17 protein-coding genes are annotated in these 15,971 nt (G+C 68.4%); 5 read left to right on the top strand and 12 right to left on the bottom strand.

The window, feature by feature from the left end; translation table 11 throughout:
• Positions 1–27: 27 nt before the first annotated feature.
• A complete protein-coding gene (locus IB228_RS14040; RefSeq protein WP_192198934.1) occupies positions 28–627 on the bottom strand; it encodes an NUDIX hydrolase in 600 nt (199 codons plus the stop codon).
• Positions 628–773: 146 nt separating this feature from the next.
• On the opposite strand from IB228_RS14040, the gene IB228_RS14035 reads away from it, so the two are divergent.
• The 5 genes from IB228_RS14035 (at position 774) to mtnC (ending at position 5,963) form a co-directional block, all read left to right on the top strand.
• Positions 774–2,246, top strand: a complete 1,473-nt coding sequence (locus IB228_RS14035; protein ID WP_183637199.1) for an amino acid permease — start codon at positions 774–776, stop codon at positions 2,244–2,246.
• A 116-nt stretch (positions 2,247–2,362) separates the two neighbouring features.
• Positions 2,363–3,787, top strand: a complete 1,425-nt coding sequence (locus tag IB228_RS14030) for an amino acid permease (protein WP_192198933.1) — start codon at positions 2,363–2,365, stop codon at positions 3,785–3,787.
• 79 nt (positions 3,788–3,866) lie between these two features.
• Complete coding sequence (locus IB228_RS14025) at positions 3,867–4,511, top strand: methylthioribulose 1-phosphate dehydratase (protein ID WP_192198932.1); 645 nt, start codon at positions 3,867–3,869, stop codon at positions 4,509–4,511.
• 101 nt (positions 4,512–4,612) lie between these two features.
• Positions 4,613–5,173: an acireductone dioxygenase gene (locus tag IB228_RS14020; protein ID WP_183637206.1), complete on the top strand. Its 561-nt coding sequence runs from the start codon at positions 4,613–4,615 to the stop codon at positions 5,171–5,173.
• A gap of 91 nt (positions 5,174–5,264) precedes the next feature.
• On the top strand, positions 5,265–5,963 hold the full coding sequence (mtnC, locus tag IB228_RS14015) for an acireductone synthase (RefSeq protein ID WP_183637209.1): 699 nt from the start codon (positions 5,265–5,267) through the stop codon (positions 5,961–5,963).
• 165 nt (positions 5,964–6,128) lie between these two features.
• Here mtnC and IB228_RS14010 read toward each other — a convergent pair whose 3' ends face one another.
• From IB228_RS14010 to IB228_RS13960, 11 genes are all read right to left on the bottom strand, one after another.
• Positions 6,129–6,713, bottom strand: coding sequence for a YdeI/OmpD-associated family protein (locus IB228_RS14010; RefSeq protein WP_225562458.1), 585 nt, complete (start codon positions 6,711–6,713; stop codon positions 6,129–6,131).
• Between the two features lie 43 nt (positions 6,714–6,756).
• Positions 6,757–8,418: a calcineurin-like phosphoesterase C-terminal domain-containing protein gene (locus IB228_RS14005; protein WP_192198930.1), complete on the bottom strand. Its 1,662-nt coding sequence runs from the start codon at positions 8,416–8,418 to the stop codon at positions 6,757–6,759.
• A gap of 82 nt (positions 8,419–8,500) precedes the next feature.
• A complete protein-coding gene (gene hisIE, locus IB228_RS14000; protein ID WP_183637219.1) occupies positions 8,501–9,103 on the bottom strand; it encodes a bifunctional phosphoribosyl-AMP cyclohydrolase/phosphoribosyl-ATP diphosphatase HisIE in 603 nt (200 codons plus the stop codon).
• The gene (hisF, locus tag IB228_RS13995) at positions 9,093–9,869 is read right to left on the bottom strand and encodes an imidazole glycerol phosphate synthase subunit HisF (RefSeq protein ID WP_192198929.1); all 777 of its coding nucleotides are present in this window, start codon (positions 9,867–9,869) and stop codon (positions 9,093–9,095) included. Before hisF ends, hisIE begins: the two co-directional genes overlap by 11 nt.
• Entirely contained in the window at positions 9,863–10,630 is a 768-nt protein-coding gene (hisA, locus tag IB228_RS13990) for a 1-(5-phosphoribosyl)-5-[(5-phosphoribosylamino)methylideneamino]imidazole-4-carboxamide isomerase (protein WP_192198928.1), read from the bottom strand. Before hisA ends, hisF begins: the two co-directional genes overlap by 7 nt.
• Positions 10,630–11,229 carry an imidazole glycerol phosphate synthase subunit HisH gene (hisH, locus tag IB228_RS13985; protein WP_192198927.1) on the bottom strand — a complete coding sequence of 200 codons (600 nt, stop codon included), beginning with the start codon at positions 11,227–11,229 and terminating at the stop codon, positions 10,630–10,632. The genes hisA and hisH overlap by 1 nt, the downstream gene beginning before the upstream one ends.
• Positions 11,226–12,299, bottom strand: a complete 1,074-nt coding sequence (gene hisB, locus IB228_RS13980; protein WP_192198926.1) for a bifunctional histidinol-phosphatase/imidazoleglycerol-phosphate dehydratase HisB — start codon at positions 12,297–12,299, stop codon at positions 11,226–11,228. The genes hisH and hisB overlap by 4 nt, the downstream gene beginning before the upstream one ends.
• Positions 12,296–13,405 (bottom strand): histidinol-phosphate transaminase, encoded by a 1,110-nt coding sequence (gene hisC, locus IB228_RS13975; protein WP_192198925.1) that lies wholly within the window; start codon positions 13,403–13,405, stop codon positions 12,296–12,298. Before hisC ends, hisB begins: the two co-directional genes overlap by 4 nt.
• On the bottom strand, positions 13,402–14,694 hold the full coding sequence (gene hisD, locus IB228_RS13970) for a histidinol dehydrogenase (protein WP_192198924.1): 1,293 nt from the start codon (positions 14,692–14,694) through the stop codon (positions 13,402–13,404). The genes hisC and hisD overlap by 4 nt, the downstream gene beginning before the upstream one ends.
• On the bottom strand, positions 14,691–15,605 hold the full coding sequence (gene hisG, locus IB228_RS13965; protein ID WP_192198923.1) for an ATP phosphoribosyltransferase: 915 nt from the start codon (positions 15,603–15,605) through the stop codon (positions 14,691–14,693). The genes hisD and hisG overlap by 4 nt, the downstream gene beginning before the upstream one ends.
• 10 nt (positions 15,606–15,615) lie before the next feature.
• Complete coding sequence (locus IB228_RS13960) at positions 15,616–15,948, bottom strand: YerC/YecD family TrpR-related protein (RefSeq protein ID WP_183637261.1); 333 nt, start codon at positions 15,946–15,948, stop codon at positions 15,616–15,618.
• Positions 15,949–15,971 lie beyond the last annotated feature (23 nt).

Genomic DNA, 15,971 nt, shown 5'->3' with positions numbered 1-15,971 from the left:
ACGCGCGGTTCAATCGTCAACGGTCGCTCAGGCCCCGGCCTGCGCCTGGGCGGCGAGCCACTTGCGGGCCATTCGGCTTAGCGATTCGTCGGGCTCGTCGGCGATCGGCGCGATTTCGCGCCAGGCCAGGTCCAGCGATTCCTCGCTGACCACGTAGCGTTCGTCCGCGCCGGCGCGAATCACGTAGCGGACGTCGTAGTGCCAGTGTCCCGGCACGTCCTTGCGTTCCGGAATCCAGTGCCGGTCCAGATCGAAGATGGCGGTGTCGTCCAGCCGCAGGTCCGGCAAGCCGGATTCCTCCTCGGCTTCCTTCAGCGCGACCTGGCCCATGTCGGTGTCGCCGTCGGCATGGCCGCCCAGTTGCAGCCAGCGCGCCAGCTTGCGGTGGTGGGTCAGCAGGGTGCGCCGGCCGTCGGCGCTGACCAGCCAGGCGCCGCCGGTGAAATGCCCCTCCAGGCGTTCGCGCAGAAACGGATTGCGCGAATCCGCCAGCAGTTCGAGGAAGTCCTCCACGACCGCGGCCTCCTCGGGCCAGCGCGCCCGATAGACCTGCAATTGTTCCATCAACGGTGATTCAAACACGCGCCTGCCCTGTTCAGTTATGCGGAGAATGATGCTCGCCGCCATTATCCCTCCCCGTGCTGCATCCGCGCTTGTGATCCCCGGCTCGCTTTGGCAAGGTACGGCGCTTCCGTGCGGGTGACCCACACACCCGTGACCGCCAAATGACAGGCACCGGCCAAGACCGGTCGCCAACTCCGGGGAAGTCGCGAATGCTCAAATCTTTGTTTAGGGTCAAGCCGGTCGAACCGGCCGGCCATGTGGATGCCGGTGAACCCTTCGAAGGCAGCCTCGATGGCGAGGCCACCCTCAAACGGACCCTGACAGCGAAGCACCTGACCATGCTGGGCGTCGGTGCGGTCATCGGCGCGGGCATCTTCGTGCTCACCGGCCAGGCGGCGGCCAACCATGCCGGTCCGGCCATCATGCTGAGCTTCGTGCTGGCCGGTTTCGCCTGCGCCCTGGCCGGCCTGTGCTATGCCGAATTCGCCGCGCTGATGCCGGTGTCGGGCAGCGCCTATTCCTACTCCTATGCCACCCTGGGCGAATTCGTCGCCTGGTTCATCGGCTGGTGCCTGGTGCTGGAGTACCTGTTCGCCTCCTCCACCGTCGCGGTGGGCTGGTCGGGCTACCTGGTCAGCTTCATCACCACCACGCTGCACCTGCCTTTCCCGATGCAGCTCACCCAGGCGCCGATCGACTGGAACGGCACCGACTTCGTTTCCACCGGCAGCCTGTTCAACCTGCCGGCGATCCTGATCGTCGCCGCCATCAGCGGCCTTTGCTACGTCGGCATCACCCAGTCCGCGTTCGTCAATGCGATCGTGGTGGCGATCAAGGTCACCGTCATCTGCCTGTTCGTCGGGTTCGGCCTGCAGCACATCGATCCGGCCAACTGGACCCCGTTCATTCCGCCGAACGAAGGCCCGGGCAAGTTCGGCTTCGAGGGCGTGACCCGCGCCGCGGCGATCGTGTTCTTCGCCTACATCGGTTTCGACGCGGTCTCCACCGCCGCCGGCGAGGCCAAGAACCCGCAGCGCGACATGCCGATCGGCATTCTCGGCTCGCTGGCGATCTGCACGGTCATCTACATCGTGGTGTGCGCGGTGCTGACCGGCATGACCCACTACAGCCTGCTGGGCACGCCCAAGCCGGTGGCGACCGCGCTGGAAGCGTTCCCGGATCTGTCGTGGCTGAAGACCGCGGTGGAAATCGGCGCCATCGCCGGCCTGTCCTCGGTGATCCTGGTGATGCTGATGGCGCAGCCGCGCATCTTCTACAGCATGTCCAAGGACGGCCTGATGCCGAAGCTGTTCGGCAAGGTCCATCCCAAGTTCCGCACGCCCTACGTCGGCACGATCATCGTCGGCGTGCTCGCCGCCATCCTGGCCGGCCTGATGCCGCTCAACGTGCTGGGCGAGTTGGTGTCGATGGGCACCCTGCTGGCCTTCGCCACCGTCTGCATCGGCGTGCTGGTACTACGCTATACCCGCCCCGAACTGCCGCGCCCGTTCCGCGTGCCGCTGGCGAACATCATCTGCCCCGTGGGCGCGCTCGCCTGCCTGTATCTGTTCTGGCAGCCCTTCGTGGAGCACTGGCCGATCTTCGTCGGCTGGACCGTGTTCGGCCTGCTGATCTATTTCAGCTACGGCTACCACCACAGCAAACTGCGGCAGAAGGCCTGAGGGCCCGAACGGGCCGGCGCACGGCGCCGGCCTTTTTCATTGCATGCATCATGACGGTGGCCGGGATATCGCCCGTCCATACGTCATGATGAAGAACGACGATTGGAAGTGGATTGATGTTCGGACAACTCTGGGCCACCAAGCACCCCCATGCCAGCCATAGCGACGCCGAAGGCCTGAGCCTGCGCCGCACCCTCGGACCCTGGGGCCTGACCGCGCTGGGCATCGGCGCGGTGATCGGCGGCGGCATCTTCGTCATCACCGGCCAGGCGGCGGCCAACCACGCCGGCCCGGCGATCATGCTGAGCTTCGTGCTGGCGGCGATTTGCTGCACCTTCTGCGCGCTGGCCTATGCCGAGTTCGCGGCGATGGTGCCGGTGTCCGGCAGCGCCTACACCTACACCTACGCCACCCTCGGCGAACTCGCGGCCTGGTTCATCGGCTGGATGCTGGTACTGGAATACGGCGTCTCGGCCTCGGCGGTCGCGGTCAGCTGGACCGGCTATTTCCTCAGCCTGCTGGAACACTTCGACATCCACCTGCCCGCGGCGCTGGTCAGCGCGCCGCTGGACGCCAAGCTGCAACCGACCGGCGCCATCGCCAACCTGCCCGCCGCCGCCATCGTGCTGCTGCTGACCTGGCTGTGCTACGTCGGCATCCGCAAGTCCTCGGCGATGAACATGGCGATGGTGCTGCTCAAGAGCGGCCTGATCGTGCTGGTCATCGTGGTCGGCTGGAAGTACGTGGATCCGGCCAACTGGCAGCCCTTCATCCCGGCCAACGAAGGCCCCGGCAAGTTCGGCTGGGAAGGCGTGCTGCGTGGCGCCTCGATGGTGTTCTTCGCCTACATCGGCTTCGAGGCGGTTTCGGTGGCGGCGCAGGAGTCGCATCGTCCGCAACGCGACATGCCGGTCGGCATGCTGCTGTCGCTGGCCATCTGCACGGTGCTGTACATCGCGATGGCCGCGGTCATGACCGGACTGGTGCCCTACACCCTGCTGGGCACCGACGAACCGGTGGTCACCGCGGTGGCCGCGCATCCGCAACTGGGCTGGCTGCGCGTGGTGGTGGAAATCGGCGCGCTGGTCGGCCTGTCCTCGGTGGTGCTGGTGATGATCATCGGCCAGCCGCGCATCTTCATGATCATGGCCCGCGACGGCCTGCTGCCGCCGGTGTTCACCAGGATCCATCCCGAGTACCGCACCCCGCACATCAACACCGTCATCACCGGCATCGGCATCGCCCTGCTGGCGGCGCTGTTCCCGCTGGACGTGCTGGGCGAGCTGACCTCGATGGGTACGCTGATCGCCTTCGCCGCGGTCTGCCTGGGCGTGCTGATCCTGCGCCGGACCCAGCCCGACCTGCCGCGTCCGTTCCGGATTCCGGCCGCCTGGCTGATCTGCACCCTGGGCATCCTGTGCTGCCTGGCGCTGCTGTCGGCGATGACCGCGCACAACTGGTTCCTGATGGCGGTCTGGACGGCGGTCGGTTTCGCGATCTACTTCCTGTACGGTCACCGCCACAGCAAGCTGCGGCGCTGAACCACGCCACCGGGCCGCGCCTGCGGCCCGTCCTCGCGCCGTCCCGCCCAGCCGGGGCGGCAGGCGCTAAAATGGCGCCATGAACGCCCCCCTGCCCTATGACGCCGGACGCCTGAGCGAACTGGCGAAGCTGTTGATCAGCAACATCCGCGAGCTGTCGCAGGCCGGCTGGACGCCGGCCACCAGCAGCAACTTCTCGCACCGGCTGGACGATCGCCACGCCGCCATCACCGTGTCCGGGCGCGACAAGGGGCGGCTGGAGGAAGCCGACATCATGGTGGTGGACTTCGACGGCAAGGCGGTCGGCAGCGACCACCGTCCCTCCGCCGAGACCCTGCTGCACACCCAGCTGTATCGCCGCTTCCCCGAGATCGGCTGCGTGCTGCACACCCATTCGCCGGTGCAGACCATCGCCTCGCGGCTGTACGCCGGCGCCGGCCACATCCGGCTGGAAGGCTACGAGCTGCTCAAGGCGTTCCACGGCAATACCACCCACGAGACCGAAATCCAGGTGCCGGTGTTCAGCAACACCCAGGACATGCCGACCCTGGCCGCCCAGGTCGACGCGTTGCTGGACCGGCAGCCGCTGTGGGGCTACCTGATCGACGGCCACGGCCTGTACGCCTGGGGCCGCGACATGGCCGAAGCTCGCCGCCACATGGAAGCCTTCGAGTTCCTGTTCCACTGCGAACTGGAGCTGCGCAAGCTGGGTTGCCGGCGCTGAGCCGCTGATAACCCCGTGCCACGCCGCGCGCCTGCGCGGTAACTGGACCGGAACCAGGTGCCTGCTACCCTTGTATTCCCCACGCGTCGAGCCATATCGCCATGAGCCGCCTCCGCATCTTCCATGAAAGCGACCCGGTCACCCCCGAGTTCGCCAGCTACGATCCCGATTTCATCGCCACCGAGCTGCAGAAGGTCGGCGTGACCTTCGAGCGCTGGAAAGCCAACAAGGCGATCCAGCCGGGCGCCGCGCCGGAGGACGTGATGGACGCCTACCGCGCCGACATCGACCGGCTGGTCAGCGAACGCGGGTTCAAGACGGTGGACGTGGTCAGCATCGCGCCGGACAACCCCAAGCGCGAGGAAATGCGCGCCAAGTTCCTCGACGAGCATTACCACAAGGAAGACGAAGTGCGCTTCTTCGTCGCCGGCTCGGGCCTGTTCACCCTGCACGTGGACGACAAGGTCTACGAGGTGGAGTGCGTCCAGGACGATCTGATCGCCGTGCCGGACAGCACCCTGCACTGGTTCGACATGGGGCCGGAACCGCATTTCGTCGCGATCCGTTTCTTCACCGAACCGGACGGCTGGGTCGGCCATTTCACCGGCACCACCATCGCCCAGCAGTTCCCGCGCTACAACGGCCCGACCCGGCCGGAGTAAGCCCGTTCCGCCTCCCGCGACGCGGTGGCGTGCCCGCCGCCGGGCGCGGCCGTTCCCAACTCATTCCCCATTCCCGAAATCCACCCGTCCCATGCTCCGCGCCATCCTCACCGATATCGAAGGCACCACCAGCAGCATCTCCTTCGTCAAGGACGTGCTGTTTCCCTACGCCCGCCGCGCCCTGCCCGGCTTCGTCCGCGAACACGGCCAGGAACCGGAGGTGCGCCGCTGGCTGGATGCGGTCGCCACCGAACACGGCGCGATCTGCAGTGACGATGTCATCGTGGAGACCCTGCAGGGCTGGATCGATCAGGATCGCAAGCACACCGCGCTGAAGGCGCTGCAGGGCATGATCTGGGACGCGGGCTACCGCGACGCGGACTTCACCGCGCACATCTACCCGGATGCGGCGCCGGCGCTCGCCCGGTGGTACGAGCAGGGCTATCCGCTGTACGTGTATTCCTCCGGCTCGGTGCCGGCGCAGAAGCTGTTTTTCGGCCACAGCGACGCGGGCGACCTGACCCCGATGATTTCGGGCTGGTTCGACACCGAAATCGGCGGCAAGCGCGAGGCGGACAGCTATCGCCGCATCGCCGAGCGGATTGGCGCGCCGGCCGGCGAAATCCTGTTCCTGTCCGACGTGGTCGAGGAACTGGACGCGGCCCGTGAAGCCGGCATGCGCACCCAGTTGATCGATCGTCCGCAGGACTATCCGCAGCCCCGGCTTGACGGCGCCGCCAACGGCCATCCGCGCGTCACCGCGTTCGACGCCATCGAACTGCCGCACTGACGCTTGTTGCGAGCGATTCGCATTTCATCATCCGGCAGCAACAACGGCTAGACTGCGCGCCGTTGCCAGCCAGCCCGCGCTCGCCAGCACGTCCCGCCAGCCAGCATTCGCCAGCCAGCCGGGAACCGAAAAACGCCCCCGCCGGGGCGTTTTTCATTTGCGCCGCTATTTCGCGTGGATCTTCTCGCCGCGCGCCAGCATCGCGACCAGTTTTTCGATGCGGGCCGCCCGGGTTTCCGCCTTCTTTGCCGTGTGCACGCGCCAGCAGACCGCGTAGCGGTTGGTGCGGTCCAGGGTTTCGAAGAAGCTCGCGGCCTTCGGTGCCTTCGCCAGCGCCGCCGCCAGTTCCGCCGGCACCTCCATCACCGCCGCGCTTGCGTAGGCCGCAGCCCAGCGTCCGTCGGCGCGTGCCAGTTCGATTTCACGCAGGCCGCCCTCGCGCATCCGCCCCGAGGCGATCAGTGCCTCGGCCTTGCCGACGTTGATTTTCGACCACAGGCTGCGCGGGCGTCGCGGGGTGAATCGTTGCAGGAAACTCTGTTCGTCGAACGTGCGGCGCTGACCGTCGATCCAGCCATGGCACAGCGCCACGTCCAGGGCCTCGGCATAGCTCACGGAAACCACGCCCGCGTCCTTCTTGGCGATCCTCAGCCACAAGCCCGGAGTACCCGTATTCGCGGCGAGCCATTTTTCCCAGGCCGCGGCGTTGCGGAACAGCTTGATCGGAAGGTCGAGCGCATCGTTGGCCATCGGCATGTTCCTGTCGGGTTTTCGCCTGTCCCGGCGCGTGCCGCTATTCGGCCGCCTGCTGCAGCCGATAGGTGGTGGACGCGGCCTGCTCGCCCCGCCACCGATCGAATGCCCGCACGTCGATGCGGTGCTCGCCCGCTGCCAGATCCGTCGGCAGCGCGCCGCGCCAGAGGTGGGTGGAGGTGTCCGCTTCCGGCGAACGATCGTAGCCACGCAACGCGGTCGCGGTGTCATCCGCGATGTTCTCCGCCAGCAGCGCCGGATCGGCCTGCAGTACACGCCGCATCGGTTTCCATTCACCGCCGTCGATGCGATATTCGACCCGCGTATCGGCTTCACCCATGTAGACGTTGGCGTATACGCCGTAGGCCGGATAGGCGCCCTGTCGCAACACCTTCGGCGCATGCAGGCCGATCGCCGGATCACCGGCGGCGCGCGCCACGTGGTAGCGCAACGCATAGCCGCCATCCGGCTGGATCGTCAGCCACGCGTAGCCGTTGGGAGTGCCGTCGCTCATGGTCGTGTCGGGGATGCCCTGCGCATCCTTCACCCCCGACCAGAACGCGCCGCAAGTGGCGCCGACGTTGTACTCGTGCAGTGGCTGCGCGCCCTGCCAGCCGGTGTCCGCGCCATGACGGTAGTGGCGCTGGTTGTGGGTGTGCGCGCTGATCAGCAGCACCTGCGTATGTTCCCGCAGCAGGGTGAACAGGCGTTCGCGGTCGGCACGGCGGAAAGTCTCCACACCCGGGAGGGGATCGAAGAACGGGATGTGCGCGGCAATCACCACCCGGCGATCCTTCGGCAAGGTCGCCAGATACTGGCGCAGGAAATCGAACTGCTCCTCGCGCAGGCCGCCGATGTAGGCCGGTTTCTGGCCGGGGCGATAGACCACGTCGTCCAGCACGATGAAGCTGGCCTGCGGCTCCTCCCACGCATAGGTGTCGGGGCCGTAGACGTTGCGGAAACTCAGCAACGAGTCCTCGTCGGCCTGCGCGTCGAAATCCAGATCGTGGTTTCCGGCCACGTGCAGCCAAGGCACGCCCAGTTTCGCCGTCACCTGGTTCATGGCCGGATACAGGCTCAGATCATCATTGACGATATCGCCCACGCTCAGTCCCAGGCGGGCGCCGTGCCGGCCGACCAACGGCGCCACGATGTCGCGCGCGTAGTAATCCACGTCGGTCCGCGTCTTGGGTTGCGGGTCGCCGAACACCAGCATCTCCAGGCTGGAGCCGCTCCCGCGCCGCATGGCGGGCAACAGGCCGAAATCCACCTGGGCCGGGACGGCGGCGGCCGGAATGCCGCCGTACTTCAGCGCGGGCGACCCCTGCGGGAACAGATGCTGCCAGAACCGGGGCAAGCCGTCGGCGCCCGTCGGCACGGCGTACGCCGGCGGCTTTATCACGAAGACGGTGGCGCGCTCGCGTCCGGGTAGCCGGTAGCCTCCCCGCGCGTCGCTGACGGCGACATCGCGGCCGTTGGAGACCTTCACTCCGGCCAGGCCCTGTTCGCGCGGATCGCGCCGGCCGTTGCCGTTGGCATCCAGGTAGATCACCCCGGTCACTTCGGCCAACGCCTGTCCGGTGGCCGCGGCCGCCTCCTGCGTGGCCGCGGTGGCGTCCGCTGCCCGCGACGACGCGGACGCATCCGCAATGGCCAACAACGACAGGACGACGAGCGGCAGCCATACCACGCGCTGGGTCATATCCACGGATTCCGGCGACGCCCCTCGGGCAACCCGCCGATTATCGTGCGGCAGCGGCGTACCTCGCCACCGCGATGCAGGTTCAGGCGGAATGGCGGGCCGCGAGCAACGCCTCGACGTCGGCCAAACCCCGCCCGCGGCTGCGCAGCAGTACCAGCAGGTGATACAGCAGGTCCGCGCTTTCGCCGAGCAGCGCCGCCTCGTCCTGCGCCACGGCGGCCAACGCCGTCTCCACGCCTTCCTCGCCGACCTTCTGCGCAATCCGGCGCACGCCTTCCTCGAACAGCCGGGTGGTATAGCTGCCCGCCGGGCGCTCGCGCTCGCGGCGCGCCACCAGCGCGTCCAGTTCGGCCAGGAACGAGCCCGGCGCCTCCGCGAAGCAACTGGCGCGCTGGAGGTGACAGGTCGGCCCGTGCGGCACCGCCTGGACCAGCAGGGTGTCGTTGTCGCAATCAGCCTCGATGGCCCGCACTTCCAGCACGTGGCCGGAACTCTCCCCCTTGGTCCACAGGCGCTGCTTGCTGCGGCTGTAGAAGGTCACCCGGCCGCTGGCCAGGGTCGCCTCCAGGGCTTCGCGGTTCATGTAACCGAGCATCAACACGCGGCGGGTCGAGGCATCCTGCACGATCACCGGCAGCAGGCCGTCGCCCTTGTTCCAATCCAGTTGTTCCGGTTCAAGCGACATCACGCACCTCGGTGCCCTGCCCGCGCAGGTAGGTCTTCAGATCCGGAATGGCGATCCGGCCACTGTGGAACACGCTGGCGGCGAGCGCGCCATCGACATCGGCACGCTGGAATACCTCGGCGAAATGCTCGGGTTCCCCGGCACCGCCGGAAGCCACCAGCGGCACCGCGCACAGCGCGCGCACGGCGGTCAGTTGCTCGATGTCGTAGCCGCGCCGCACGCCGTCGCTGTCCATGCAGTTGAGCACGATTTCGCCCGCGCCCAGCCGCTGCGCCTCGCCCACCCAGTCCAGCGTACGCACCGGCAGCGCGCGGGTACGTGCCGGATCGCCGGTGTACTGGCGCACCCGCCATTCGCCGTCGGCCTCGCGCACCGAATCGATACCGACCACCACGCATTGCACGCCGAAGGCCTTTGCCAGTTCGCCAATCAGCGCGGGACGTTCCAGCGCCGGCGTGTTGACCGAAATCTTGTCCGCGCCGGCGTGCAGCACACGCCGCGCGGTATCCACGTCGCGGATACCGCCTGCCACGCAGAACGGAATGTCGAGCAGGCGCGAGACCCGCTCCACCCATGCGTAGTCCACCGAGCGCCCTTCCGGACTGGCGCCGATGTCGTAGAACACCAGTTCATCGGCACCGGCATCGCGGTAGCGCAATGCCAGCTCGGTGATGTCGCCCATGTCGACGTGATCGCGGAAGCGCACGCCCTTGACCACGCGGCCGTCGCGCACGTCCAGGCACGGGATGATGCGCCGGCTCAGCATGACAGCGCCTCGGCCACGCTGAAGCGGCCTTCCAGCAGCGCGCGCCCCAGCACGATGCCGGCACAGCCCTGCGCGCGCGCGGCGACGATATCGTCGAGCGCGCGGACACCGCCGGACGCCTGCACGCGCAGCCGCGGCGCAATCGCGCCCAGGTGCCGGTACAGATCGAGGTTGGGGCCGGACAGCATCCCGTCACGGGCGATATCGGTGCTCAGCGCGTGGACCAGTCCGCCGGCCTCGAAGCGGACCGCCAGTTCATCCAGGGTCACGCCGGCGTCCTCGGTCCAGCCGTGCACCGGCAATCGCCAGACGCCGGCGGCGTCCTGGCGCGTGTCCAGCGCCACGGTGATGCGCTCGGCGCCGAACTCGGCCAACCAGGCCAGCACCGCCTCCGGTTCGCGTACCGCCAGCGACCCGATCACCACCCGCGCCGCGCCGGCATCGAGCAGGCGCGCGACATCCTCGCGCGAGCGCACGCCGCCGCCGGTCTGGACCCGCAGCCCGGTGGTGGTGGCGATATCGCGCAGCAGCGGCGCCAGGGTGTAGCCGCCGGCGCGGGCCGCATCCAGATCCACCAGATGCAGCCAGCGCGCGCCCTGTTCCGCATAGCCGCGGATGATCGCCAGCGGATCGTCGCCATAGCGGGTCTCGCGCGCATAGTCGCCCTGCGCCAGCCGCACGACCCGGCCGTCGCGGATGTCGATGGCCGGATAGGCCTGGAAGTCCTGTTGCGCGCGCGCGCCCGCCGATACCGCGGCCATCATTGCAATCCCGTTTCGATGAAGTTCCGGATCAGCCGCGCACCGACCTCGGCCGAGCGCTCCGGGTGGAACTGCGCACCGGCCACGCGGCCACGCTGCACCACCGCCGCGAACGGCTGGCCATGCTCGGTGCTCATCAGACAATCCGCACCGACCGGCGCGGCGTAGCTGTGCACGAAATAGGCATGGCCGCCGTCCAGGCCAGTGGTCAGACCGGACCCGCGCTGCGTACGCAGCGTGTTCCAGCCCATGTGCGGAACCCGGATGCCGGGACCCGGCGACAATCGCGCCACCCGCCCCGGCAACAGGCCCAGGCAGGGCGTGTCGTCTTCTTCCGAATGTTCGAACAACAGCTGCATTCCGACGCAGACCCCCAGCAACGGGCGTTCCAGTTGTCGCAGCACCTCGATCAGTCCCTGCTCGCGCAGCCGCGCCATCACCGTGGCCGCGGTGCTCACGCCAGGCAGGATGACCCGGTCCGCGGCGCGGATGACCGCCGCATCCGCGGTGAGCGTGGCGGCCACGCCGAGGCGCTCCAGCGCGTAGCGGACCGAACCGATGTTGGCGCCACCGGCATCGACCAGTGCCACCTGCATCACAACGCTCCCTTGGTCGAGGGCAGTTCCGCGCCTTCGCGCCGGATCGCCTGGCGCAACGCGCGCGCCAGCGCCTTGAAGCAGGCTTCGATTTTGTGGTGGTCGTTGTCGCCGCGCACGCTCAGGTTGAGGTTGAGGCCGGAGGCGTCGCACAGCGAACGGAAGAAATGCGGCACCAGTTCGGTGGGTAGATCGCCAACCCGCTCGCGGCGGAATTCACCGTCGAACACGAAGTACGGCCGGCCGCTGAAATCCAGCGCCGCGCTGGCCAGGGTTTCGTCCATCGGCAGGGTGAAGCCGTAGCGGCCGATGCCGCGCTTGTCGCCCAGCGCCTGCTTCAGCGCCTGTCCCAGCGCCAGGCCGGTGTCCTCCACCGTGTGGTGCTCGTCAATGTGCAGATCGCCCTCGGTGTCGATGCGCAAGGCGAAACCGCCGTGCTTGCCGATCTGTTCCAGCATGTGGTCGAAGAACGGCAGTCCCGTGCGGATGACCGGCTCGGCCACCCGATCCAGATCCAACTCCACGCGGATACGGGTTTCCTTCGTATTGCGCTGGACATCTGCCCGGCGCGGCGCGTCGGCCAGTTCATGCGCGATCGACGGCCAGTCCCAGTCGCCGCCGAACTGCGAGGTCTTCAGCTGGAAACCGCGGATGCGCAGGTTGTCGGCGAACTGGATATCGGTGGGCCGGTCGCCGACCATCGCCGAGCGCGCCCAGTCGATGTCGCGATCCTGGAGATAGTGCAGGACCAGCCCGATGCCGGGCTTGCGGGTCGGACGGTTCTCTTCCGGCCAGCTCGGGTCGACCAGCACTTCGCGGAAACGGATGCCCTGGCTTTCGAAGATCTGCAGCATCAGATCGTTCGGACCATCGAACGACGCCTGCGGATAGCCTTCGCTGCCCAGTCCGTCCTGGTTGCTGACGATGACGAACTGGTAGCCGGCGTCGCGCAGCTTCAGCAACGCCGGAATGCAGTCGCGCACGAACCGGATCTTCTCGTAGGCGTCGATCTGGAAATCGGCCGGTTCCTCGATGAGGGTGCCGTCGCGATCGATGAACAGGATCGGAGTCATGCCGCCGCCTCCCGCACGGCCAGTGCCGCCAGCACCCGTTCGTTCTGCTCCGGACTGCCGATGCTGATCCGCAGCGCATCGCCCAGTTGCGGCGCGGCGCGCTGGTCGCGCACCACCACGCCGGTGGACAGCAGCGCGGTGAACGCTCGGTCGGCATCGTCGAACCGCACCAGCAGGTAGTTGCCCTGCGAGGGATAGACGCGACGCACGCCGGGAAGCGCCGCCAGCGCCCCCCGCATCCGCTCGCGTTCGCGCCGCACCCGTTCCACCCGCTGCCGGGTCTGCGCCAGCGCCGCCGGCGCCAGGCCGGCGAGCGCGAGTTCCGCGCAGGGCGCAGGCACCGGATACGGCGCCTGGCAGGCACGCAGCACGGCGATCAGTTCCTCCGCGGCGATCGCCACGCCGATTCGTGCGGCCGCCAGCGCGTGCGCCTTGGACAGCGTGCGCAACACCACCAGATTGGGGAACCGCGTAATCAAGTTGCTGGCCGAGGGAACATCGGAAAACTCCACATAGGCCTCGTCGACCACCAGCAGAGCACGACCGGCCAGGCGCCCGGCCAGGTCCGCGATTTCCTCCCGCGTACAGGCGCGTCCGGTGGGATTGGTCGGCGAGCACAGGAACACCAGCTTGGCGCCGTTCGCCAGCGCGGCGGCGGCCAGTCCATCCAAATCCGGCTCGAAGCCCTGCTCGGTATCGCGCAGCGGCACATCGATGAGCGGTGCGTTCTGCAATCGCGCGGACACCGCGTACATGCCGAAGACCGGCGAGCTGATCACCACCCCGTCGCGTTCCGGCACGCACAGCGCGCGCACCAGCAGATCGATGGCCTCGTCGCTGCCGCGGCCGATAAGCAACTGCTCCGGGGCACAGCCATACAAGTCGGCCAGCGCCGCGCGCAAGGCTGCTGGTTGCGGTTCCGGATAGCGCTGGCAGGTCGCGCCCGCGTCGGCCGGGTTGGACCAGGCCGACTCGTTGGCGTTGAGCCAGACATCCCCGCGCAAGGCTTCGGTGCGGGCCGATTTGTAGCCACCGAAACCGCGCAGGTCGGGCCTGACCAGACTCAGCACTCCGGCATTTGCCGCCTTGTTGTCGGGCGTATTCATGCCGCCTCCAGCCGCAGCGCGACCGCGTTGGCATGCGCGTCAAGTCCCTCGGCGCGCGCCAGGGTCAATGCGCACGCGCCGATGCGGCCGATGCCCGCGCGGCTGGCCGCCTGCACGCTGACGAAATTCTGGAAGCTGGCCACGCTCACGCCGCTGTAGGCGCGCGCGGCGCCGCTGGTCGGCAGCACGTGGTTGGTGCCGCTGCAATAGTCGCCCAGCGCTTCGGGCGTGTAATCGCCCAGGAACACCGAGCCTGCCGCTTCCACCCGCTCCAGCCAGGCGCGCGGGTCGCGCAGGGCCAGGATCAGGTGCTCGGGCGCGTATTCGTTGCTGACCGAGAACGCATCGTCCAGCCGCTCCACTTCGATCAGGCGCGAGGCGGACAGCGCCTGGCGCGCGATCGCCGCGCGCGGCAACGCCGCGAGCTGGCGTTCCAGTTCCACCGCGACGCGGTCGATGAGCGAAGGCGCGTCCGACAGCAGCAGCACCTGCGAATCCGGGCCGTGCTCGGCCTGCGACAGCAGATCCGCCGCGACGAACGCGGGATGCGCGCCGGCATCTGCGATCACCAGCACTTCCGACGGCCCGGCCGGCATGTCGATGGCGGCCACGCCGGCCTGCGCGACCTGCTGCTTGGCCTCGGTCACGTAACTGTTGCCCGGCCCGAACAGCTTGTCGCAGCGGGGCACGCTGGCGGTGCCGAACGCCATCGCCGCGATCGCCTGCGCGCCGCCCAACTTGAACACGCGGGTCACGCCGGTCATCCGCGCGGCCACCAGCACGGCGGGATCGGCGCTGCCGTCGGCGCGCGGCGGCGTGCACAGCACCACCTCGCGGCAACCGGCCAGACGCGCCGGCACGCCCAGCATCAATGCGGTGGAAGGCAACGGCGCACTGCCGGCCGGGACGTACAGGCCCACCCGCGCAATCGGCCGGATCATCCGTTCGCAAAGCACGCCGGGTGCGGTTTCGACCGCGTACGGCTGGGCCATGCCCGCGCGGTGGAAGGCTTCGATGCGGGCGACCGCCTCCTCCATCGCCTGCTTCAGCGCCGGCGCCACCGCCGCTTCGGCGGCGGCGAACTCCGCCGCGGGCACTTCGAAATCGTCCAGCGCCACACCGTCGAAACGGCTGGTGAATTCGCGCAGCGCCGGGTCGCCGAGTTGGCGCACTTCCGCCAGCACCGCGGCGACCGCGTCGCGGGTGCGCTGGGCCACCACCTGCACCGGACGGCGCAGGGCGGCGCGGCGTTGTTCGCCATCGAGGCGGGACCAGATCAAGCGATTCATGCCAGCGACCTCTCGACCGAAAGCACCATCAATCCCTGCGCGCCGGCGCGTTCCAGCTCTTCCAGCCGCTGCCAGGTGATGGCGCCGTGGCACATGGTCTGCAGCGACAGCGGACCTTCGCCGGAACCGGGCAGTTGGACCAGCGGTTCCGCATCCGGCAGCAGTCGCGAAAGTTCGGCGACGGTGTCGCGGTTGGCGCGGAACATCAGTAGCTTGCTGTCCTTGAGCTTGAGCACGCCGTCGACCCGGCGCAGCAGCATCGCCGCCAGTCCCGCGCGCTCGTCCTCGAACCCGCGGACCGGACCGGCCAACACGGCCTCGCTGTCCAGCAGGGTTTCCACCGGCTTGAGCTGGTTGGCCGCCAGGGTCGCGCCGCTGGAAACCAGATCGCAGATCAGGTCGGCGGTGCCCAGGCGCGGGGCGATTTCCACCGAACCCGACAACTCCACCACACCCGCTTCCACGCCCTGGCGCCGCAGCCAGTCCGACAGGATTGCCGGATAGCTGGTGGCGATGCGCAGGCCCTGCAGTTGCGCCGCGCCCTGCCATTCCCAGTTGTCCGGCACCGCCAGCATCAGCCGGCACTGGCCGAAGCCGAGCGGACGCAGTTCCCGGTAGGCCGCCGGCAGGCCGATGCGCGCGCGTTCGCCGGCCTGTTCGTCCAGTTCGTTGCGACCGACCACGCCGAAGTCGCACACGCCGTCGGCAATCAGGCCCGGAATGTCGTCGTCGCGCACCAGCAGCAGGTCGATCGGCAGCGATTCGCCGTAGCAGAACAGCTTGTCGCGGCTCTCGCGCCAACTCAGTCCGCAGGCGGCGAGCAGCGCGCGCGCGGGTTCGGCCAGACGGCCACTTTTCTGAATGGCGATGCGCAGGCGATCGCGCGTCGCGGGTACAACCCTGGGACTCATGGGAGGAAACTCAGTGGGAGGCGCCGTTGGCGCGCGGTTGCTGCTGCTGGAACGCGGTGGCGTAGCCGCCGGTGCCCCGTTCGAGGGTGCGGGCGACCCGCCCGATGGTGGTCACGCTGACCTGGGTCAGCTCGTGGATTTCCCGGTAAGGCACGCCCTTGAGCAGCAGCGGCACCACCCGCCAGCGGTCGGCCATGGCCTCCAACTCGGCCGGCGTGCACAGGTCTTCCAGGAATGCCCGCACCTGCCCGGCTTCGCCCAGGCTGGCCAGCGCCTGGGAAAGCGCCTGCAGGGAGGCGCTTTCGGCGCGGTCATCGTCGGGAATGGCGGGGCGGCGCTTCATGGGGAGTCAGTGGGGTCCGGGAA

Source organism: Pseudoxanthomonas sp. PXM04, assembly GCF_014851695.1.
In the GTDB taxonomy this organism is placed as follows: domain Bacteria; phylum Pseudomonadota; class Gammaproteobacteria; order Xanthomonadales; family Xanthomonadaceae; genus Pseudoxanthomonas_A; species Pseudoxanthomonas_A beigongshangi.
Note: the sequence above shows the minus strand (reverse complement) of the source record. Positions and strands in the feature narration are given on the sequence as shown.